This window comes from Aeromonas sp. 601027 (assembly GCF_049174455.1).
GTDB classification, from domain to species: Bacteria; Pseudomonadota; Gammaproteobacteria; order Enterobacterales; family Aeromonadaceae; genus Aeromonas; species Aeromonas veronii_A.
In genome coordinates this window covers 208,899-229,589 of the sequence record NZ_JAAKTN010000005.1, presented here as the reverse complement: position 1 = coordinate 229,589, position 20,691 = coordinate 208,899, and the positions used below count along the sequence as shown (strand labels likewise).

At 60.0% G+C, this 20,691-nt stretch carries 17 protein-coding genes; 11 read left to right on the top strand and 6 right to left on the bottom strand.

What is annotated here, in order from left to right; all coding sequences use genetic code 11:
* Nucleotides 1-80 precede the first annotated feature (80 nt).
* Entirely contained in the window at nucleotides 81-1,205 is a 1,125-nt protein-coding gene (locus G5193_RS09020; protein ID WP_216951723.1) for an adenosylhomocysteinase, read from the top strand.
* A gap of 77 nt (nucleotides 1,206-1,282) precedes the next feature.
* The gene (locus tag G5193_RS09015; protein WP_005344153.1) at nucleotides 1,283-1,591 is read left to right on the top strand and encodes a SelT/SelW/SelH family protein; all 309 of its coding nucleotides are present in this window, start codon (nucleotides 1,283-1,285) and stop codon (nucleotides 1,589-1,591) included.
* Nucleotides 1,592-1,705: 114 nt separating this feature from the next.
* Here the strand turns inward: G5193_RS09015 and G5193_RS09010 are convergent, their stop codons facing one another.
* Complete coding sequence (locus G5193_RS09010) at nucleotides 1,706-3,415, bottom strand: lysophospholipid acyltransferase family protein (protein WP_216951722.1); 1,710 nt, start codon at nucleotides 3,413-3,415, stop codon at nucleotides 1,706-1,708.
* A gap of 213 nt (nucleotides 3,416-3,628) precedes the next feature.
* Nucleotides 3,629-4,852: a peptidase T gene (gene pepT, locus G5193_RS09005; protein ID WP_216951721.1), complete on the bottom strand. Its 1,224-nt coding sequence runs from the start codon at nucleotides 4,850-4,852 to the stop codon at nucleotides 3,629-3,631.
* 1,014 nt (nucleotides 4,853-5,866) lie between these two features.
* On the opposite strand from pepT, the gene speA reads away from it, so the two are divergent.
* Both speA and G5193_RS08995 read left to right on the top strand, forming a co-directional pair.
* Complete coding sequence (speA, locus tag G5193_RS09000; RefSeq protein ID WP_005344160.1) at nucleotides 5,867-7,768, top strand: biosynthetic arginine decarboxylase; 1,902 nt, start codon at nucleotides 5,867-5,869, stop codon at nucleotides 7,766-7,768.
* 270 nt (nucleotides 7,769-8,038) lie between these two features.
* On the top strand, nucleotides 8,039-8,227 hold the full coding sequence (locus G5193_RS08995; RefSeq protein ID WP_005334402.1) for a hypothetical protein: 189 nt from the start codon (nucleotides 8,039-8,041) through the stop codon (nucleotides 8,225-8,227).
* Nucleotides 8,228-8,301: 74 nt separating this feature from the next.
* Here the strand turns inward: G5193_RS08995 and G5193_RS08990 are convergent, their stop codons facing one another.
* From G5193_RS08990 to G5193_RS08980, 3 genes are all read right to left on the bottom strand, one after another.
* On the bottom strand, nucleotides 8,302-8,595 hold the full coding sequence (locus tag G5193_RS08990; RefSeq protein WP_088869480.1) for a hypothetical protein: 294 nt from the start codon (nucleotides 8,593-8,595) through the stop codon (nucleotides 8,302-8,304).
* A 267-nt stretch (nucleotides 8,596-8,862) separates the two neighbouring features.
* Nucleotides 8,863-10,869, bottom strand: coding sequence for a methyl-accepting chemotaxis protein (locus G5193_RS08985; protein WP_421205843.1), 2,007 nt, complete (start codon nucleotides 10,867-10,869; stop codon nucleotides 8,863-8,865).
* Nucleotides 10,870-11,072: 203 nt separating this feature from the next.
* Nucleotides 11,073-12,368, bottom strand: a complete 1,296-nt coding sequence (locus G5193_RS08980; RefSeq protein ID WP_021229327.1) for an amino acid permease — start codon at nucleotides 12,366-12,368, stop codon at nucleotides 11,073-11,075.
* A gap of 251 nt (nucleotides 12,369-12,619) precedes the next feature.
* Between G5193_RS08980 and G5193_RS08975 the strand changes: the two genes are divergently transcribed.
* From G5193_RS08975 to G5193_RS08950, 6 genes are all read left to right on the top strand, one after another.
* The gene (locus G5193_RS08975; protein ID WP_040095234.1) at nucleotides 12,620-13,003 is read left to right on the top strand and encodes a Rid family detoxifying hydrolase; all 384 of its coding nucleotides are present in this window, start codon (nucleotides 12,620-12,622) and stop codon (nucleotides 13,001-13,003) included.
* A gap of 22 nt (nucleotides 13,004-13,025) precedes the next feature.
* Nucleotides 13,026-14,315, top strand: coding sequence for a serine dehydratase subunit alpha family protein (locus tag G5193_RS08970; RefSeq protein WP_421205842.1), 1,290 nt, complete (start codon nucleotides 13,026-13,028; stop codon nucleotides 14,313-14,315).
* A gap of 64 nt (nucleotides 14,316-14,379) precedes the next feature.
* Nucleotides 14,380-15,033, top strand: a complete 654-nt coding sequence (locus tag G5193_RS08965) for a helix-turn-helix transcriptional regulator (RefSeq protein ID WP_005334376.1) — start codon at nucleotides 14,380-14,382, stop codon at nucleotides 15,031-15,033.
* Nucleotides 15,034-15,188: 155 nt separating this feature from the next.
* Nucleotides 15,189-15,776 (top strand): histidine phosphatase family protein, encoded by a 588-nt coding sequence (locus G5193_RS08960; protein ID WP_421205841.1) that lies wholly within the window; start codon nucleotides 15,189-15,191, stop codon nucleotides 15,774-15,776.
* Nucleotides 15,777-15,926: 150 nt separating this feature from the next.
* On the top strand, nucleotides 15,927-17,120 hold the full coding sequence (gene fabV / locus G5193_RS08955; RefSeq protein WP_100653359.1) for an enoyl-ACP reductase FabV: 1,194 nt from the start codon (nucleotides 15,927-15,929) through the stop codon (nucleotides 17,118-17,120).
* Between the two features lie 162 nt (nucleotides 17,121-17,282).
* Nucleotides 17,283-18,758 carry a YfcC family protein gene (locus G5193_RS08950; protein WP_164537218.1) on the top strand — a complete coding sequence of 492 codons (1,476 nt, stop codon included), beginning with the start codon at nucleotides 17,283-17,285 and terminating at the stop codon, nucleotides 18,756-18,758.
* A 63-nt stretch (nucleotides 18,759-18,821) separates the two neighbouring features.
* Here the strand turns inward: G5193_RS08950 and G5193_RS08945 are convergent, their stop codons facing one another.
* Nucleotides 18,822-20,036, bottom strand: a complete 1,215-nt coding sequence (locus G5193_RS08945; protein WP_005334367.1) for a pyridoxal phosphate-dependent aminotransferase — start codon at nucleotides 20,034-20,036, stop codon at nucleotides 18,822-18,824.
* 387 nt (nucleotides 20,037-20,423) lie between these two features.
* Here G5193_RS08945 and G5193_RS08940 point away from each other — a divergent pair, with 387 nt between their 5' ends.
* Nucleotides 20,424-20,633 (top strand): DUF1653 domain-containing protein, encoded by a 210-nt coding sequence (locus tag G5193_RS08940; protein ID WP_043851261.1) that lies wholly within the window; start codon nucleotides 20,424-20,426, stop codon nucleotides 20,631-20,633.
* Nucleotides 20,634-20,691 lie beyond the last annotated feature (58 nt).

Sequence of the window (20,691 nt, the reverse complement as noted above, 5' to 3'; positions counted from 1 at the left end):
TTCATTTTATTTGGACACACACAGAACCCGGCCGCGCCGGGTTCTGTTTGCCTGCTTTGCGGCACATAAGGAGGCCACAGTTGCGCAGTCAAGGATCTGAGCATCTGTTTTTTCGCCATTTCACCGGACAGGGACGTATCGATGGTCTCTGCATTCTGCTGGTCACTCACCTGCTTCCCGATCGCCCCCGTTTTATCGACGCTCTCGGTCAGATTGGACGGATTGGCGCCATTTTGCCCAAACCGAAATCGGTACACGGTCCGACCCTGGAGTGGGTATCCCAGCACTATCCGGTGCTGCCCCTCAACCGGCGCTGGACCAATGAACCCGACAGTCTCATCCAGCAGATTGCGCCGCTGGTGGCCCCCCACGAGCGGTTGCTGATCCTCGATATAGGCGGTTACTTTGCCAAAACCCAGGTGATCTTGAGTGAATACTTCGGCCCCCGTTTCCTCGGGGTGGTGGAGATGACCGAGAACGGCCATCAACGCTATGAACAGGAGGTGCTGGCGACTCCGGTGGTGTCGGTGGCGCGCAGCCCCCTCAAGCAGGCCGAGGATATCCAGATTGGTTTGAGCGTGGTCTACTCCGCGGAGTCGCTGGCTCGTAACCTCAACCGTACTTTCAACGTCTGCGAAGCCGTGCTGTTTGGCTATGGCAAGGTGGGGCGCAGCATCGCCCGCGACCTGCGCTGTCGCAACCTCCATCTCGGGCTGGTGGAGACCGATGTGCTGCGACAGGTCGAAGCGCTCTCTCACGGTTTTCGCTTGATCACCAAGGCTGAAGCCTTGAGCCGCGCCGAGCTGGTGATCTGCTCTACCGGCAACGGCTCACTGGATTTGGCGGATCTGCAGGCGCTGCGCCCCGGCACCATGGTCGCCTCGGTCACCTCGGCCGATGACGAGTTTGCCTTCTCGCTGGCCCAGTTGCCGTGGCCGAGCGAAGAGGTGTGCCCCCATGTGCTGGCCCTCAACCGGCCGGATGGTACCCAGATCTACCTGCTCAACCGGGGCGAGGCGGTCAACTTCGTCCATGGCGCCGTGATTGGCGAATATGTCTATCTGGTGCTGGCGGAGATCATGGAAGGGATCCGGATGCTGGCGGCAGGCCCTCTTGCTCCCGGCCTGTTCGAGCTGCCAGAATCGGCGATGCGTACCATTGCCCGCCATTGGCTGGCCGATTTTCATGGGGTTGATCAGCGCTGATTTGACCGAACCGGGATTGGCCATTGGGTGGCGGTACGCCATTTCCCGCCATTGGCCGCTTTTTTATGGAGTCACTCATGACCGAGTCTGAAACCCTGATCAGCAAACCCCGCATCGAAATCCGCTACTGCACCCTCTGTCGCTGGATGCTGCGCGCCGCCTGGCTGGCGCAGGAGCTGCTTTCCACCTTTGACAGCGATCTGGGGGAGGTGGCGCTGGTGCCGGCCAGCAAGGGGGAGTTCCGCATTCTGGTGAACGGGGTGCAGGTGTGGGATCGGGTGGTCGATGACGGCTTCCCCGAGGCCAAGGAGATCAAGCAGCGGGTGCGCGATGTTATCGCCCCTGAGCGGGATCTCGGCCACTCGGATCGCAAGGCTGCCGAGTAACGCCAGATGGGCCGAGCGCCTCGAAAAGGTGCTGAGCATGAGAGCTAAAGGAGAGGGAGGCGATGGCCTCTCTCTCCTTTTTTGCCTTTGGCTGTTTGCCTGGCGCCTGCAGGGCTATGAGCGCGGCTCGGCCAGATGACTGCCGATATAGCGGGCCCGCTTGTGGGGCTTGATGCGGCTCACATCGACCCACACCAGGCCATCGATGCAGTGGTTGAAGTCGGGGTCGATACCAAAGTCCATAAATTGCACCCCGCCCGGCTCGCACAGCTCGGAGTACTGCTTGTAGAGGGTGGGGATGGCGCAGCCCAGATTGTCGAGACGGGCCTTGAGTGCTTTGAGATCGGCGCCGTAATCCACCCCTTCGAACAGAGGCTGCGTCTCGGGGTAGGGACGGCGGGAGGGGGCCAGCGCCAGCTCGGGGGCAAAGTGCTGGCGGTAGAAGCTCACCAGCAGATCCTTGGCCGCCGGCGGCAGGCTGCCGGAGAGCGACACCGGGCCAAACAGGTAGCGGTAGCGGGGATAGCGGGCCAGATAGGCACCGATGCCGAACCAGAGATAATCGAGCCCCCGCTTGCCCCAGTAGGCGGGCTGGATAAAGCTGCGGCCAAGCTCGATAGCCTGCTCCAGCCGGGGCAGCAACTTATCCTCAAAGCCGAACAGGGTGTGGCTGTAGAGGCCATCCTTCCCCTTGCTGGCCAGCAGCTCCGCCACCGGGGCAAAGCGGTAGGCGCCGATAATGTCGAGTCGGGCCGGATCCCAGAGGATCAGGTGGTGATAGTCGTTGTCAAAACCATCGAGATCCCGCCGCTTGCCAGACCCTTCCCCCACTGCGCGAAAGGCGATCTCCCGCAGTCGCCCCAGCTCGCGCAGGATCACCGAGTGGCTCAGTTCGTGGCGGCGGTAGAGGTAGATCCCCTGACCATCCGGGGTGGTGCCGAGCTGTTCGCAGCTTTCGATGGCCTGTTTGAGCTGGCGGCGATCCCCCGGCAGGGCGATGGGGGCCTCGGTCTGCAGCCGTCCCGCCTTGCCACGGCCAATCCGGTAGAGGTGGTTGCGCACCAGCCGCGCCGCCGTCTTGGCGGGCAGCTCCTGAAAACTGCCGAGCGGAATGCGCGCTCCTATGGTCACCGGCAGGGTCTGCCCCTGCTGGCGAAACAGCTGGCGCACCAGCAATAGGGCGGAGGCGGGCTTGTTGAGCCAGGAGGCGAGATAGAACCAGAGGCTGTTGCGCCCTCCCAGATGGATGGGCACCAGCGGGGTGCGGGTGCGCTGGGCCAGCTTGATAAAGCCTGCCTGCCAGGGGCCATCTTTCACCCCCTTGAGGCCAAGCCGCGAGACTTCGCCTGCGGGGAAGATCACCAGTGCCCCTTCATGGGCGAGGTGTTCGTTCATGGCGAGGATGGCCTGTCGATCGGTCTTGCCCTCCATATTGTCCACCGGCAATAGCAAAGGGCGCAGCGGCGCGAGCTGGGCCAGCAGCTGGTTGGCGACGATCTTCACATCGGGGCGGATGCGGCCGAGCAGTTGCAGCAGCGCCAGTCCGTCCAGCGAGCCGATGGGGTGGTTGGCGACTAGAATGACCCGGCCGCTGGCGGGAATATGCTCCAGCTGCGCCTCGCTGACCCGATAGTCGAAATCGAGCTGGGTCAGCGCCTGCTCGACAAAGTCGAGGCCGCGCAGGTGCGGGTAGCGGGCGGCAAAGTCGGCAAAGGCACGTTCGTTGAGCAGCCAGCCCAGCAGCCGCTTTAACAGCGGGGTGAGCAGGGGGTAGCCAAGCAGGCGGGGGAAGTGCTGGGTCAGCAGGGTATCGATAGTGAACATCTGGGGGGCTCCGGCGATCCGTTGCTCCCAGCATGATGTGACACTGTTCCCGCGACATGTCAGCGGGATGACAGTTTGATGGCAGCGGCGGCCAGTTGCTCCTGAGCGACCCTCCCCGGTTTCCCTTTCTTGATGGGTGATGGCCAGATAGCAAGGGGGGAGCCGGTTAACCGGCTCCCCCCCTCGGTGGTCGTGGTAAGGATAGCGACTCGATTAGCCGCGCCAAGCCGCGGTGAGGCGCACCAGCTCCACCAGGGTGGCGACCGATTTCTCCATGGATTGCAGCGGGATGAACTCGTGCTTGCCGTGGAAGTTGTGGCCTCCGGTGAAGAGGTTGGGGCAGGGCAGACCCATAAAGGAGAGACGGGCGCCATCGGTACCGCCGCGAATGGGCTTGATCTTCGGCACCACGTCGGCGGCCTCCATGGCGGCCTTGGCGAGCTCGACGATATGCATGTGCGGCTCGATCTGGCTGCGCATGTTACGGTAGCTGTCGGTCAGGGTCAGCTCGATGCGGGCCTTCGGATACTCGGCCTGCAGGGCGGCCACCCGGTTCTGCATCTCGGCTTTGCGCGCGGCGAAGTGCTCGTCGTCGAAGTCACGGATGATGTAGTGCAGGGTGCTCTCCTCCACGGTGCCGCTCATCTGGGCCAGATGGAAGAAGCCCTCATACCCGTCGGTGCACTCCGGGGTCTCGTCGGCTGGCATGGCGGCGTGGAAGCGGGCGGCCAGGGTTTGGCTGTTGATCATGCTCCCCTTGGCGGTGCCGGGGTGGACGTTATTGCCGATAAAACGAACCGTGGCGCTGGCGGCGTTGAAATTTTCATACTCCAGCTCGCCCAGTTCGCCGCCATCCACGGTATAGGCCCACTTGACCGGGAATCTCTCCAGCGGGAACAGGTTGGCGCCACGGCCAATCTCCTCATCCGGAGTAAAGCCGACCCAAATATCGCCGCGGGGGATCTCGGGGTGGGCCTGCAGGTGGTCGATGGTAGTGAGGATCTCGGCGATGCCCGCCTTGTCGTCGGCACCAAGCAGGGTGGTGCCGTCGGTGGTGATGAGATCCTGACCCAGGTAGTTTTTCAGGAAGCGGTAGTCACGAATGGCGAGCACCTCGTCACCCTTGCCAAGGCAGATGTCGCCGCCCTGATAGTTTTCGATGATTTGCGGTACTACGTGCTCCGCCTCGTAGTCGGCGGTGTCCATGTGGGCAATCAGGCCGATAGCGGGGGCGTCCGGCTGGTTGCCCGGCAGGCAGCCGGTGAGGTAGCCGTGCTCATCCAGGGTGACCCGGGTTAGCCCCAGCGCCTTCATCTCTTCTTGCAGGGCACGGGCAAAGATCAGTTGGCCTTCGCTGCTGGGGCAGGCTGGATTGGTCTCATCGGAGCGGGTATGAAAAGTTACGTAACGCAGAAAACGCTCAAGCAGGGTATCCATTAGTCAGCCTCTAACCGATTGTGAGCGGTCATTGTGGCCAATCCGTGCGGGGCACTCATTGCGTCAGCGCAGGTTTTTCCCATTTTTTGACGCAAGGGAAGAGCGGCGAATGTGCGGCGCGCGGGGCAACGTCCGGGAGGGAGATCGCATAAATGTGGCATTTATTGCGATATTTAGGCGCTGGCGGTGGCGACCAAATTCCCCTCAGCGACCGCACAGCAAGGCGTCAGCCCAATCATGGCGTTTTCACACACTTTTCAAGGGGAAACCGGGCTGTCGCATAACCTGCGCCATCCCAGAGCCCGCCTGCCCGCCAGCAAGATTTGATCGACTTATTAAAAGGGGATTTTGAACACTATTTTTTATTGTCACTGCCCGCGGTAAGTGTGTACACTCCGCGCCGATCCAAGGGCAACCCTGAAGCAGGCAGAGCCGCCAGAAACCCGACCGATCATACGCCTATAGGGCGAGGCACGCAGAAACGACAGACACTGCTGGGGAATGGTTTCTTTAATACCGGTTAGGCTCCGGTATCAGGGAGAACAACAGACTCTCATCCTTCATTTGACCGAGTGGGCCACCGGCTCATCATCTTCCCTTGTCATGGGCGGTCACTGATGGTGAGGTGGGCTGTGGTTGTTGTCGTCTATCAACACGCATGCGTGCTGGCGCCTTCGCTTCTCTTCCTTGGAACCCTCTCCTTCTGTCGGGATCGCTGCCGAATGATGAACTGACGGCGTGGCTGATGTCGTCTGTCATCAAAGTACCGCGGCGCTACGGCATAGTGGCACCGCATACCGTTGAGCTTGATGTAAAGCCACCAGCCCCACATCAAGACTCGTTACTTCCCCAAGATCCACCAGGCAGCCTCTGGCTTGCCGCGATGTGCAAAGGGTTGGTTTGGGTGGCTGCGTCTCGTGATAGCAGCGCTCGCCGTACTCTGCACTAGATGGTCTGGATGTGATTGAGGGTAACGAAGGCGACTTTGGGTCGCTCATTTGCGAGGCATAGCCCATGACTAACTGGTCCAGCAAGGACTCCTTGAAGGTCTACAACGTTCCCTACTGGGGTGCGGGTTTTTTCAATATCAATGACGCCGGTCATGTGACCGTCGCCCCCGACAAATCACGCCCTGACGCGCATATCGTGCTCTCTGACGCCATCGAACAGTTGCGTCAGTCCGGGCTGACCACCCCCGTGTTGCTGCGCTTCCCTGACATCCTCAAGAGTCGGGTCGATGCGCTGTTCAACGCCTTTGGTCAGGCCATCGAGAAGTCTGGCTATGAAGGGGACTACCTCTGCGTTTACCCGATCAAGGTAAACCAGCAGCGTCGTGTCATCGAGACCATCAGCCAGTCCTACAGCGACAAGCCCCGGCTTGGCCTGGAAGCTGGTTCCAAACCGGAACTGCTGGCCGTGCTGTCCCATCACCATGAGCAAGGCTCGGTGATCGTCTGCAACGGTTACAAAGACCGCGAATATATCCGCCACGCCCTCTTGGGCAACCTGATGGGCCACAAGGTCTACATCGTGGTGGAGAAGCCCTCCGAGCTGGAAATGGTGCTGGACGAGTCAGCTCGTCTCAACATCAAGCCCAACATCGGGGTGCGTGCCAAGCTCGCCTCCACCGGCTCCGGCATGTGGGAATCGAGCGGTGGCTCCATGTCCAAATTTGGTCTCTCCGCCTCCCAGATCCTGGCGCTGATCGAGCGTCTGCGCGGGCTGGGCAAGCTGGATTGCCTGCAACTGCTGCACTTCCATCTGGGTTCCCAGATCGCCAATATCCGCGACATTCAGGGCGGCATCCGCGAGTGCGGCCGTTTCTACGCTGAACTGCGTCGCCTCGGTGCCAACATCGAAGTCGTGGACGTCGGTGGTGGCCTGGGGGTGGACTACGAGGGAACCCGTTCCCAGAGCCACTGCTCCGCCAACTACAGCCTCTCCGAGTACGCCAATAACGTGGTATGGGGCATCGGCGATGTCTGCCGCGAGTTCGATCTGCCGCACCCGACCATCATCAGCGAGTCCGGCCGTGCCCTGACTGCCCACCACGCCGTGCTGGTCACCAATATCATTGGTGCCGAAGGTGTGGAGATGAACGACATCAGCGCGCCGGACGAAGATGCTCCGACCATTCTGCAGAACATGTGGAAAGGCTGGCTGGATCTGCGCAGCGAAGATCCCTCCCTGCTGGAGATCTTCCACGACTCGGTTGCCGATCTGGGTGACGTGAATACCCAGTACACCATGGGCCTCTTGAACCTTGAACAGCGTGCCTGGGCCGAGATGCTGCACCAGAACACCTGTCTGGCGCTCAAAGAGATGCTCAACCCGGTCAACCGCAACCACCGTGCGCTGGCTGACGAACTGAGTGAAAAGCTTGCGGACAAGTGCTTTGCCAACTTCTCTCTGTTCCAGTCCCTGCCGGATGCCTGGGGTATCGGTCAGGTATTCCCGGTGATGCCGCTGGCCGGCCTCGATCGTCCGCTTAGCCGTCGCGGTATCCTGATGGATATTACCTGTGACTCCGACGGTCAGGTCGAGCACTATGTTGACGGTCTGGGGGTCGAGAGCACCCTGCCGATGCCGGTTTATGGCGAAAACGAAGAGTGCCACGTCGGCTTCTTCCTGGTCGGTGCCTATCAGGAGATCCTCGGCGATCTGCACAACCTGTTCGGTGACACCCACTGCGCGGAAGTGTGGCTGGACGAAGAGGGCAAGATGGACATTCGCAACGTGGTGCGTGGCGACACCGTCGACCAGCTGCTGCGTTACGTCAACATCGACCCGTCCGTGATCCGCGAAAACTACCAGCGGATCGCCGCTCACCCGGCGCTGGACGATGCCACTCGCAAAGCCCTGCTCGACGAGCTGGAGCTGGGCCTGCAAGGCTACGCCTATCTGGAAGACGAATAAGCCTTATGTTTGCCCCTCGCTTTTGAGGGAAAATGAAAAACGGCGCCTGCGGGCGCCGTTTTTGTTACCGGGGATCATCCGGCGATATGACGGGGCACTCGGCCTGTCTTCATTCGGATAACTATGGTGGCTCGGGGCATCCGCAGGCCACAGATCTGGCTGATATCTGTCCCTTTCAGTCGCTTCCCTTGATCTGCATCAAGCGTGAACCTCGGTGGTTATTTTACGGTCAGAAGTGATGTTGATGGGATGTAACAAAAGGATGTGTATATGGAACTGAAAAGGGACCCGAGATGCTATACCGACGTCTGTATCGACGGTAAGTGGTATCACTACGACCACTGCAGCACCAACGTCTACATGCTGATGGGAGGCGCCGCGCCGAGCCTTCAGCTGGCCTATGAGCCGAGCAGCGAAGAGGAGCTGATCGAGATGCTCCAGCAGCTGGGGCGCTTCTGACTTACCGAATTGATGTCTTGCCATATGGCCATCGGGCGCGTTGCCACGATGGCCACCACTCTTTACCGCTGCACCTAATCTCGGCGGGTTTTATTGCCAAATAACCCCTTGCCAATCTCCAGCATGGCGACGGCCGCGGCGTAGCTGCTATCGGACTTGCCTATCTCATCCGCCACATAGAGAAAATTGGATTGGTACTTCTCGACGGCCTCCCGTGGACTGGTCGCGTCAATAAAGTCCTCCTCCACCTCGAATCCTTGGGTCAGCAGTGCCGCCTTTTCACTCAGAAAAGTCGGAGATGCCATGTCGATAAAGGTGTATTGCTGCCGATTGGACGCCGGAATGGTAAAAAACTGGTATCTGGCCATGGGTAAATCCTCGCTTGAAGCGGGTGATAGATGACGTGACGCTGGTTTTAATCTGTGGCTCGCAGGTGGCTTGGTTTCCCTCGACATCATCGAGAGTGCGTGTCGGGAATGCCGCATTTTGTTTTCGTTCGAGACTACTTTGTTGGCGTTTGCCCGGCAAGTGGGAGCTGCGATTTTCTGAATGATCCGCTCAACCTAGATGTTGTCGGGAGATGCGAGACCGGGATAATGCCGGGCTCACGTTGAGCCCGGCTTGTCAGCGCTCTGTTACAGCACGAAGCTCTGTACCATGGCGCGCAGCTGTTCGGTGAGCTGGTGGATCTGGCGGGCGGCATCGCGGGCGGCGTTGGCCACTTGCAACGCCTCGTCGCTGCCATCGGAGATGCGCACCACGTTGCGTTCGATCTCGTTGACCACTGCGCCCTGCTGCTCGATGGCGCTGGCGATGATGGCGTTGGTATCGACCATTCGATCCACCTTCTCGGTGATGGCGCCAAAAGCCTGCTTTGCCTCCTGCGCCAGCCCGACCCCCTCCTGCGCTTCATGGCTGGCCGCCGACATGGCGGTGACCGAGGCGCGGGCGCCGGATTGCAGCTGTTCAATCATCTGCTGGATCTCGACGGTAGCCCCTTGGGTGCGGTTGGCAAGAGATCGCACCTCGTCGGCCACCACCGCAAAGCCGCGACCCTGCTCACCGGCCCGGGCCGCTTCGATGGCGGCGTTGAGGGCCAGCAGGTTGGTCTGTTCGGCGATGCCGCGGATCACGCTGATGACGCCGCCAATCTGGCTGCACTGCTGCTCCAGTTGGCCGATGGTGTCGGCGGTGCGCAGCACTTCGCGGTTGATATGGTCGATGGCCTTGATGGTGCGCTCCACCACATCCTCGCCCTGACCGACCACGTTCTGTGCCTCCTGGGTCATGCGGGCGGCTTGCAGGGCGTTGCCCGCCATGTCTTGTGAGGTGGCGGCCAGCTCCTTGATGGCGGTAGCGACCTGATGGGTCTCCCCTTGTTGATCGGCAATCACCTCCTGCGAGCGGCAGGTGCGCGCTTCGATCTCGGTGGCGCTCTCCACCACGGTGACGCCATTTTCCCGCACCCGCAGCATCAGGGTGCGCAGGGTCTCCAGGGTCACGTTGTAATCCCGGCTGATGGCCGCCAACTCGTCCTGACCAACGATCTCGATATGCTGGCTGAGATCCTGGGCGTTGACCCGGGCAGCGATATCACGCACCCGCCCTACGGTGTCGTGCAGGGAGAGATAGGCGCCGATCATCAGGTAGAGGTAGAGCAGCAAGCTGGCGGTCAGCGGCGCTGTGACCCACCAGAAGTGGCGTTGGTTGGCGGCTAGCCGCTGATGCAGGTCGGCCTCCAGCCGCTGGCGTACCTGGCCTGCCAGCGCGGTGATGGCCTCGTCCAGTTTATCCCCCAGTGCCTGCACCTCCTTGGTGGAGAGCTGTACCAGCTGATCCTTCATCATCTTGTTTTCCATGGTCTCGACCCCCTGACGCACCAGCTGTATCAGAGCATCGGTCTGCTGACCCAGCTCGGCGCGGTAGGCCGGTTCAATCTGGTAGAGCAGGGTCAGATCGGCCTCCAGCTCCTGCAGGGTGGCGCTGATAAGATCAAGACGAAAACGCAGGCCGCTGTAGCCCTCTGCCTGAAACAGGCCGAAATCGGCGATGGTGGCGGCGCGATCCCGCACCTGAGCCAGCAGGTCGCGCAGCTGCGGCAACCGCTCACTGGCGAGGATCACCATGTAGTAGGTACCGAGCGCCGGATCCTGGATCAGGCTGCTGCTGGCTGTGATGTGCTTGTAGAGGTGGCGCACCTCGGTCAGCAGCTTGTCGTGGCGCAGGTTGCTCTGCTCCACCTCCAGCTTGCCCGCTTCACTCTGCAGGGCGGCCCAGCCCTGCTGGATCACCTCAAAGGAGGGGTTGTTCTGGCTGGTGTCGGCAAAGGCTTGCAGGCTCTGATCAACGGCTTGCGCGGCTGCCTTGACCTGATCATCACCGACCGGATCCGCTTCATAGGCGTGACGGGTCACCAGATTGCGATGGGTGAGCAGGGCTTGCTCGATAGCGGGCACGGGGGTGAGATTGACCACTCCCGCCAGCTCGCGGTTGGCCTGCGCGTTGTCATCCTGCAGCCGCCCCAGCAGATTGGCCATGCTGTAGGCCAGTGGCAGCAGCATCAGGCAGGACCAGAGCAGGAATTTGTATTTGAAGGAGAGCTGATTGCCCAGCCGGATGGCGGGGTTGAAAATCCATTTCATGTTAAGCCTCGATACCGGAGTGCGGGCGTGAGTCGTGTTGCCTGAATAGTACTCCGAGCGGCCTCCCTTGGGTGATGGCCGGTTGCAAGTTGTGATCCCCTTGGCTTTTTACTTCCGAGCGGGGGCGCCGTCAGCCGCACCAATAGAAAACGGGCCACCCGAAGGTGACCCGCGGTCGATAAGGGGATATCCGCCTGCAACCGTCAGTTGAACGCCAGGAAGGGCGAGACGCAGAGCAGCAGGCCGGTGACGATGATGATGTAGAGGGAGGTGCCCTTGTACTTGTGCAGCGCCGGTACCTGATAGACCAGATAGGCCGGGATGAGGCAACCCACCATGCCGAAGATGGGGCTGCAGATGGAGGTGAAGCTCAGTACCGGTGCGTTAAGCACGATGGCACCCCAAGAGAGCATGACGGTAAAGACCATGATCCCTTTGCCTACCAATCCTTTGTTGATGCGGTTTTCCGGCAGCACCCGGCGCAACAGGTTCATCGCCAGACCCTGACAGGCTTCACGGAAACCGAGGTAAACGCCGAAGTAGGCGGTCATCACCGCGAAGATGTTGAGGGTGAGGCTCAGGAGCTTGAGGGTCTGGCCGGGCATCCCCTGGGCTACCATGGCGAGCGCGGAGATGTTCTCTTCAGAGGCTTTGACCGCCTGATCATGGCCCATGGCCAGAGTGAAGGAGACCGCGTAGAAGAACACCACCACAAACAGGATGCCGAAGGCGATATTCATGGCGCGCATCGCCTTGAAGCGGGCCACTTCCAGCGACTTTTCCCGCGAGCGGTAGGAGATCACCATGGGGCTCAGGCTCTGGATAAAGAGGATAGAGGTGAGGGTAAAGGGCAGCATGATGATGGCATCCTTCATCCAGTCACCGGCGGCGGGCATGGCGGTGATGTTGGCCGCATCCCACTTGTCCACCATCATCAGGCCGAGCACTGCGACCACGCTGATCTTGGTCAGCACCATAAAGGTGGAGATCTTGAACAGCAGGTTCTCGCCGCGCGAGGCCAGAGCCACCAGACCGCATATCAGCACCAGACCGTAGAGCGGGTTTTCGGAGAGCAGGCCGTCGGTGACACCGAAGCTCTGCAGGAAGGAGGCGCTGTCATTGGTGATGGCGGTGGAGTAGACGAAGACCCAGATTACCAGCATCACGAAGTAGAGGGCGCCGAGCAGCACACCCCAGTTCTTGCCAAGGTAGCCGGTGATGACGCTGGGGTAATCCTTGCACTCCGGCGAAGTGGCCAGGGTGTTGATAAAGAGGCGCTGGAACATGTACATGGCGGGGTAGCCGATCACCGCCGAGAGCAGAAAGACCCACAAGCCCATCAGACCCACCTGTACCGGCAGGAAGACGATCCCTGCGCCGATGGCCATGCCGATGCTCATGATGATCCAGCCCCAGTCGGTGCTGTCGAAGCGAACCGCTTCTTTCCATTCCAGCGTGCCCATCACGGGGCTGGCGAGTGTAGTGCTATGCGCGTCCATTAAAACCTTCTTTTTTGTAGGGATGTGGGAAAGCGGCGCAAATATAGTTGAATGAAACTGTCATAAACAATGCCCATAAGAGTACTTTTGTTCAAATCAGGATGGTGATCACGGTTTATATTGAGGCCGAAAGGTGCCTTTAAACGCCATTTTTGTATCTTTTTGTTGAATGGATAAAATAAAAAGCAAATAATGTTGAACGGAATGAGATTCATGATTGCAAAAAAAATTGCACAAACAGGAGTGGCTATATGAAACGCATCATCACAGCAGCAGCGGCACCTGACGCTATCGGTCCCTACAGCCACGGCACTGCCTATGGCGACCTCATCTTTACCTCCGGTCAGTTGCCGGTCTGCAAGCTGCAGGGTGGTGTGGTGGAAGGGGGCATTGCCGCCCAGACCCGCCAGTCACTGGAAAACCTGAAATCCGTGCTGGAAGCCGCTGGCGGCTCGCTGGATACCGTGCTCAAAACCACCTGCTACCTCGCCGAGATCAGCGATTTTGCCGCGTTCAACGAGGTCTATAAAGCCTATTTCCAGAAAGATTGTCCGGCGCGCAGCTGCTTCGCAGTGAAGGATCTGCCGATGGGCGTCAAGGTTGAAGTGGAAGCGATCGCCCATATCGCTCGTTAATGCTGATAAAAAGGTTCAAGTGATGAAACAAGCGTGGCAGCAGTATCTGCAGATTATTCAACAGGTTGTCAAACCAGCGCTGGGTTGTACCGAGCCAATCGCCGCCGCCTATGCCGCAGCGGTCGCCACCCGGCAACTGGGCTGTGAGCCCGGTCGCCTCGAGGTCGCGGTGTCGGACAATCTCTATAAAAACTCGATGGGTGTTTATGTGCCGGGGACCGGCAAGATCGGTCTGGCCATTGCGGCCGCGGCCGGTGCCATCGGCGGCAACGCCGATGCCGGGCTGGAGGTGCTGGCCGCGATCCAGCCAGCACAGGTGGATCGTGCCCAGCAGCTGATCGATGCCGGCAAGGTGCAGGTGAGCCGCACCGCCGCCCCCGAGTTTATCTTCTGCCGCGTGACAGTTTATGGCTCTGATGACAAGGGTGAAGAGCACAGCGCCGAAGTGACCCTCTGCGGCGGCCATACCCGCATCGTCGAGCAGCGCCGCGATGGCGAGGTAACCTTCACCGCCGATCAGAGCCAGGGCGTCGCCACCGGTTCCATCTGCGATGGCGTCGATATCAGCATCGCCGCCATCTACGAGTTCGCCATCCAGGTGGAGTTCGAGCAGATCAGGTTCATCCTCAAAGCCTCCGAGCTTAACGGCAAGCTCTCTGCCGAGGGGATGAACAACCCCTATGGCCTGGAGATTGGCCGCACCATGCAGCAGAACATCAATGCCGGTCTTATCGGCGAGGATGTGATGAACCGCATCGTGATGATGACGGCGGCCGCCTCCGATGCCCGCATGGGGGGCGCGACCCTGCCAGCCATGAGCAACTTTGGCAGCGGCAACCAGGGTATTGCCGCCACCATTCCGGTGATGGTGATTGCCGAGCGCTTTGCGGCCAGCGAAGAGCAGCTGGCTCGCGCCCTCATCATGAGCCATCTGGGCGCCATCTATATCAAGTCCCACTATCCGCCGCTGTCGGCCTTCTGTGGCAATACCGTGACCAGCGCGGCCGCCTCCATGGCCATGGTTTATTTGGCGGGCGGCAGCTTTGAGCAATCCTGCTTCGCCATCCAGAACGTGCTGAGCGACAGTGCCGGTATGGTGTGCGACGGGGCGAAAGCCTCCTGCGCCATGAAGGTGAGTACCTCCTCCGGTGCGGCGGTGCGCGGCTTCCTGATGGCCCTCAACAGCCACTCGGTGTCGGGGCAGGGGATCGTCGCCGGCGACGTGGATCAGACCATCCGCAACGTCGGCCAGATGGTGAAGGAGGGCATGTCTGCCACAGACAGCACCATTATTGATATCATGTCCGCCTGATGTCACTGTTGGTTGCTGCCCGGCGTCCATTGTCCGGCAGCAACCCTTGCAAGAAGGTCCCATTGTGAAGCTGCAAGAGTTGAGTCCGAGCGATTTTGAGATCCTCAAGTCGATGGAGAACATTGTGGACGGCATCGCCGCCATGTATGGTCAGCACACCGAGGTGCTGCTCCACAGTCTGGATGCGCGCAATCCCTCGATCGTCAAGATTGCCAACGGCCATATCACCGGCCGCAGTGTCGGCGCCCCCATCACCAACCTGGCGATGATGAAGCTCAAGAGCGGGCAGGATATCTCCAGCCCCTACATGACCAAGTGTGCCACCGGCAAGACCCTGCGCTCCATTACTACCGTGATCCGCAACGGGGAGCACAGGGCCATCGGGTTGCTCTGCATCAACAGCGACATGGATGCCCCGCTGCAATCTGTGCTGCGCACCATGATGCCGGAGTGCATGCATCCCCACGAGAGCCATGCCACCCCGGAGGTGTTCGCCCGCAACATCGACGAGGCGCTCAACAGCACCATAGACACCGTCAGTGCCGAGGTGCGCGGCAACGAGGCGGTGCCTCCGTCCCAGAAGACCCGGGTTATCGTCAACCAGCTGCACGACATGGGGATCTTCGAGTTAAAAGACAGTGCCCAGATTGCGGCGCGCCAGCTCGGGATCTCGGTCCACTCCATCTACCGCTATCTGCGGGAGATCAAGAAGGGCTGAGCCGATACACTCTGGTCAAATTGGTAGCAAACGGGTCAGCCTTGACCCGTTTTTTTACGCCCGCTTTAGCCTCTCTGTTTGGGCCATCCTTCGGGCTCATCTGTTATCATCTTCCCCCTTTATTTTTCTATCTCTCTGAACGTGCTGGAGAAATCATGTCTCGACTCATCTATCTGCTGCGCCATGGCCAGACCCGCTTCAATGCCGAGCAGCGTCTGCAGGGGCGTTGCAACTCCGATCTGACCGACAAGGGTGAGGCGCAAGCCATCGCCATGGGGCGGCGCCTTGCCGCCGAACTGGCGGATCCTGCCCGCTGGACCGTCTATGCTAGCCCGCTCGGTCGCGCCCGTCAGACTGCGCTGCTGGTGTGCGAGCAGTTGGGACTGTCAGTTGATCGCATCATCTGGGACGATCGGTTGATGGAGCTGGGGATGGGGGAGTGGGAGAGCTGCCAGATCCCGGTGCTGCGGCTCGCTCATCCCGAGCTCGATACCGGCAAAGGGGACTGGTATCTGCAGGCACCGGGGGCCGAGAGCTTCGAGAGCATTCAGCGCCGGGCACACCAATGGTTGCAGGATCCCGCGCTCGTCGAGCGGGCCATCGTCATCACCCACGGTCTGCTCGGTGCCATGCTGCGTGGCGTCTATGCCGATCTCGACTATGAGGCGACCTGGTCACAGGAGTTGCCGCAAGATGCCTTCTATAAGCTGCAGGATGGCCACATCACCCGCATTGCCTGCTAATTGCCGTGAGGTGGCACCATGGCATGGACCATGATTGCCACCTTCGGATGCCCATTTTTGCCGCAGTTCAACACATCAGAGCACCTTATCGCGGCAAGATGAGGTATCTTATGCCCCGATTTCATCCATTAAACGGATCCGAGACCCCATATGATCATCAAACCCAAGGTTCGCGGCTTTATCTGCACCACCACTCATCCGGTCGGTTGTGAAGCCAATGTTCGTCGCCAGATCGCTTATACCAAAGCCAAGGGCATCATCGAGAATGGTCCCAAGAAGGTGCTGGTGATCGGCGCTTCCACCGGTTATGGCCTGGCCTCCCGGATTGCGGCTGCCTTCGGTAGCGGCGCCGCCACCCTCGGCGTCTTCTTTGAAAAAGCGGGCACCGAGTCCAAGACCGGTACCGCTGGCTGGTACAACTCTGCCGCCTTCGACAAGGCAGCCAAAGAGGCGGGCCTCTACGCCAAGAGCGTCAACGGCGATGCCTTCTCCAACGAGTGCCGCGCCAAGGTGATCGAGCTTATCAAGCAGGATCTGGGTCAGATTGATCTGGTGGTCTACTCCCTGGCCTCTCCGGTGCGCAAGATGCCGGAAACCGGCGAAGTGGTGCGCTCTGCCCTGAAACCGATCGGTGAGGTCTACACCACCACCGCCATCGATACCAACAAGGATCAGATCATCACCGCCACCGTCGAGCCGGCGAACGAGGAAGAGATCCAGAACACCATCACCGTCATGGGCGGTCAGGATTGGGAGCTGTGGATGGCTGCCCTGCGTGATGCCGGCGTGCTGGCTGACGGCGCCAAGTCCGTGGCCTACTCCTACATTGGTACCGATCTGACCTGGCCAATCTACTGGCACGGTACTCTGGGCCGCGCCAAGGAAGATCTGGACCGCGCCGCTGCCGCCATCCGTGGCGATCTGGCTGCCAAGGGCGGCACCGCTCACGTGGCCGTGCTCAAATCCGTGGTGACTCAGGCCTCTTCCGCCATTCCGGTGATGCCGCTCTATATCTCAATGGCCTTCAAGATCATGAAGGAGAAGGGCATTCACGAGGGGTGCATGGAGCAGGTGGATCGCATGATGCGCACCCGTCTCTACGCCTCCGACATGGCGCTGGACGATCAGGCTCGCATCCGTATGGATGACTGGGAACTGCGCGAAGATGTGCAGCAGACCTGCCGCGACCTGTGGCCATCCATCACCAGCGAGAATCTTTCCGAGCTGACTGATTACACCGGCTACAAGCAGGAGTTCCTGCGCCTGTTCGGTTTCGGTCTGGACGAGGTCGATTACGATGCGGATGTAAATCCGGATGTGAAATTCGACGTGGTCGAGCTCTGAGTCTGACTCAAGTGAAAACAGGGCCCCGCGGGGCCCTGTTTTTTTGGCAAACATTCCGCTAATTTGCGGAATTTTATTATCAGCGATCACCTTTTTCCCATATCAAACCCGCTAGTCTTGCGCTGATCGGATCACAGACGGCATTGCCGAGGAACGGAAGCTATGACCACTCCAAACGAGGCGCCCAAGAAGCGCCAACTCCCCACTGTCTATACCCTGCTTTTTATCATCATCGCGCTGATGGCCGCCCTGACCTGGGTGCTGCCAGCGGGCAAATATGACTATGTCACCGCCAAGACCCAGCAGCCGGTTGCGGCAGCGGCCGTGGCCGATTACAGCGGCGACGAGCGGCTGTTGCCTGTACCCGGCAGCTACACCGAGTTACCCGCCCACCCGCAAGGGGTATTCGAGGTGCTCAAGGCGCCCATCCAGGGTTTTCACAAGGCGGCCGATGTGGCGCTGTTCGTGCTCATCATCGGCGGTTTTCTCGCGGTGACCATGCAGAGCGGTGCGCTGGATGCCGGGGTTGGGGCCATTGTGCGTGGCTTTGCCGGGCGTGAGCGGTTGCTAATTCCTGTGTTGATCGCCCTGTTTGCCCTCGGCGGCTCCACCTTCGGCATGGCAGAGGAGACGGTAGCCTTCTGGGCGCTGATCGTGCCGGTGATGATGGCGGCGGGCTTCGATCGCATGGTGGCGGCGGGGATTATCCTGCTCGGCTCCGGGGTCGGGGTGCTCGCCTCCACCGTCAACCCGTTTGCCACCGGTATCGCCTCGGGCTTTGCCGGTATCCCCATCGGTGAGGGGATTGGCCTTAGGGTTGTGCAGTGGCTGCTGCTGGTGATCTTCGCCTCCTGGTTCGTGATGCGCTACGCCAAGCAGGTGCAGCAGGACAAGTCCCGCTCCGTGCTGGCCGACATCGCCTATGACGACGAGTTTTCCCAGATGAAGAGCGGCAACCTCGCCTTCACCGGCAAGCAGAAACTCACCATGCTGGTCTTCTTCGGCACCTTCCTGCTGATGATTTACGCGGTGGTGCCCTGGTCGGATTTGGGGATCGACGTGCTGCCCACCTTTGGCTGGTGGTTTGACGAGCTCTCGACCCTGTTCTTCAGTGCCTCCATCCTGATTGCGCTGATCAACCGGATGCCGGAGTCCAACTATGTGGCGACTTTCCTGAGCGGCGCTCGGGATCTCATCGGGGTAGCGCTGGTGGTGGCGGTGGCGCGCGGCATCTATGTGGTGATGGAGCAGGGCGTCATCATCGACACCATTTTGCACTGGGCCGAGGGGCTGGTGACCGGACTCTCCTCATCGGTCTTCATCCTGATGGCCTATCTGGTGCACATCATCCTGAGTTTTTTCATCCCCTCCACCTCGGGGCTGGCGACCGTCTCCATGCCGCTGATGGGGCCGCTGGCTGACTTCTCCGGTATCTCCCGGGATCTGGTGATCACGGCCTATCAGTCCGCCTCCGGCTGGATCAACCTGTTTGCCCCCACTGCCGCCCATCTGGTGGCGGGTCTGGCGCTCGCCAAGATCCCCTACGATCGCTTCGTGCGCTGGGTGCTGCCCTTTATCATCGGCGTAGCCCTCATCACCATGGCGGTGCTGGTGGCCGGCGCCCTGCTGCACGGCTGATGGCACGGATAAAGCCACAGATAACAAAAAGGCTCCCGCGGGAGCCTTTTTCATGAGCTTTGCTTACTGCTTGTAGCCCTTGAGGAAGCGGGCGAGGCGGCCGATGGCATCCTCCAGCTCCTCTTCGCGGGGCAGAAACACCAGCCGGAAGTGATCCGGCGCCGGCCAGTTGAAGCCGGTGCCCTGTACCAGCAGCAGCTTCTCCTGTTGCAGCAGGTCGAACACCATCTTCTGATCGTCGCGGATGTCATACACCTTGGGATCAAGGCGCGGGAACATGTAGAGCGCCCCCTTGGGTTTGACGCAGGAGACCCCGGGGATCTCGTTCAAGAGCTCCCACGCCTTGTCCCGCTGCTTGCGCAGGCGGCCGCCCGGCAGGATCAGCTCGTTGATGCTCTGATAGCCGCCGAGTGCAGTCTGGATGGCGTGCTGCATCGGCACGTTGGCACACAGCCGCATGGAGGCCAGCATCTCCAGCCCTTCGATATAACCGCGGGCACGGCCCTTGGGACCGGTGATGACCATCCAGCCCTGACGGAAGCCGCAGGCACGGTAGGCCTTGGAGAGGCCGTTGAAGGTCACCACCATCACATCGTCGCACAGGGTGCAGACGCTGGTGTGGGAGATATCGTCGTAGAGGATCTTGTCGTAGATCTCGTCGGCGAAGATGATGAGGTTGTGCTGGCGGGCGATCTCGATCACCTCCAGCAGGAACTCGCTGCCGTAGACAGCACCGGTCGGGTTGTTGGGGTTGATCAGCACTAGGCCGCGGGTGCGCGGGGTGATGCGGGCGCGGATGTCGTCGAGGTCCGGATACCAGTCAGCCCCTTCGTCGCAGCGATAGTGCACCGCATGGCCACCGGAGAGAGTGACGGCAGCAGTCCAGAGCGGGTAGTCGGGGGAGGGTACCAGCATCTCGTCGCCATTGTTGAGCAGCGCCTGCATCGCCATCACGATCAGCTCGCTGGCGCCGTTGCCGATATAGATGTCATCGATATCGACCTTGCGCATCCCTTTTTGCTGGTAGTACTGCATCACCGCCTTGCGGGCAGAGAAGAGCCCCTTGGAGTCGCAGTAGCCCTGGCTCAGCGGCATGTTGAGGATCACATCCTTGATGATCTCTTCCGGCGCATCAAAGCCGAACGGGGCCGGGTTGCCGATGTTGAGCTTGAGAATGCGGTGGCCTTCGTCTTCGAGACGGCGAGCCTCTTTATGCACCGGGCCGCGGATGTCATAGCAGACATCATCGAGCTTGTGCGACTTGTCGATTGTGAACATGGTGACAGTGATTCCTTCCCCACAGGGACGCGTTGGCGAAAAAGGCGGTTTTTAGTATCAAATATCTTTTCCCCTATTCTTCACAGAATTGAATGCTAGAACAATCTTCTTTTTAGTAGATATTCCTGATTTTTAGCCCCAAAACAGAGTTATTAAAAGGTTAAATTCAGCACGATCGTTTGTGCTTGGCAAGGTTCACCAGTGAAAGATGGGGGAGTGATTAACAAAGCTACTCTACTGTGTTGAAATCTTCACGCTCTCTGGCACGATTGGCTTGTGTAAAAAAGCCTCTTCATCGTGATTTCCGACGAGAAAAAGCTGATACAACTGGCACTGGCCAGCGCATATTTCCCCTTTCCCGTCCTGTTCTATCTGCAGAGGTATCCCATGCATGCACCCACACCCGGTCGCTATCGTCACTTCAAGGGGGGCTACTATCAGGTGCTGACCCTGGCCAGCCATACCGAGACAGGCGAGCAGCTGGTGATCTATCAGTCGGAACAGGATGGCGCCGTCTATGCCCGTCCAGTCGCCATGTTCATGGAGTGGATTGAGCATCAGGGTCAGGTGGTCAGCCGTTTTTCGCCGATCAAGTGATCCGCTGGTGTGGCCCTGAATTGTTGATCAACAAATAGACAGAACAGGCCTTTGGAGT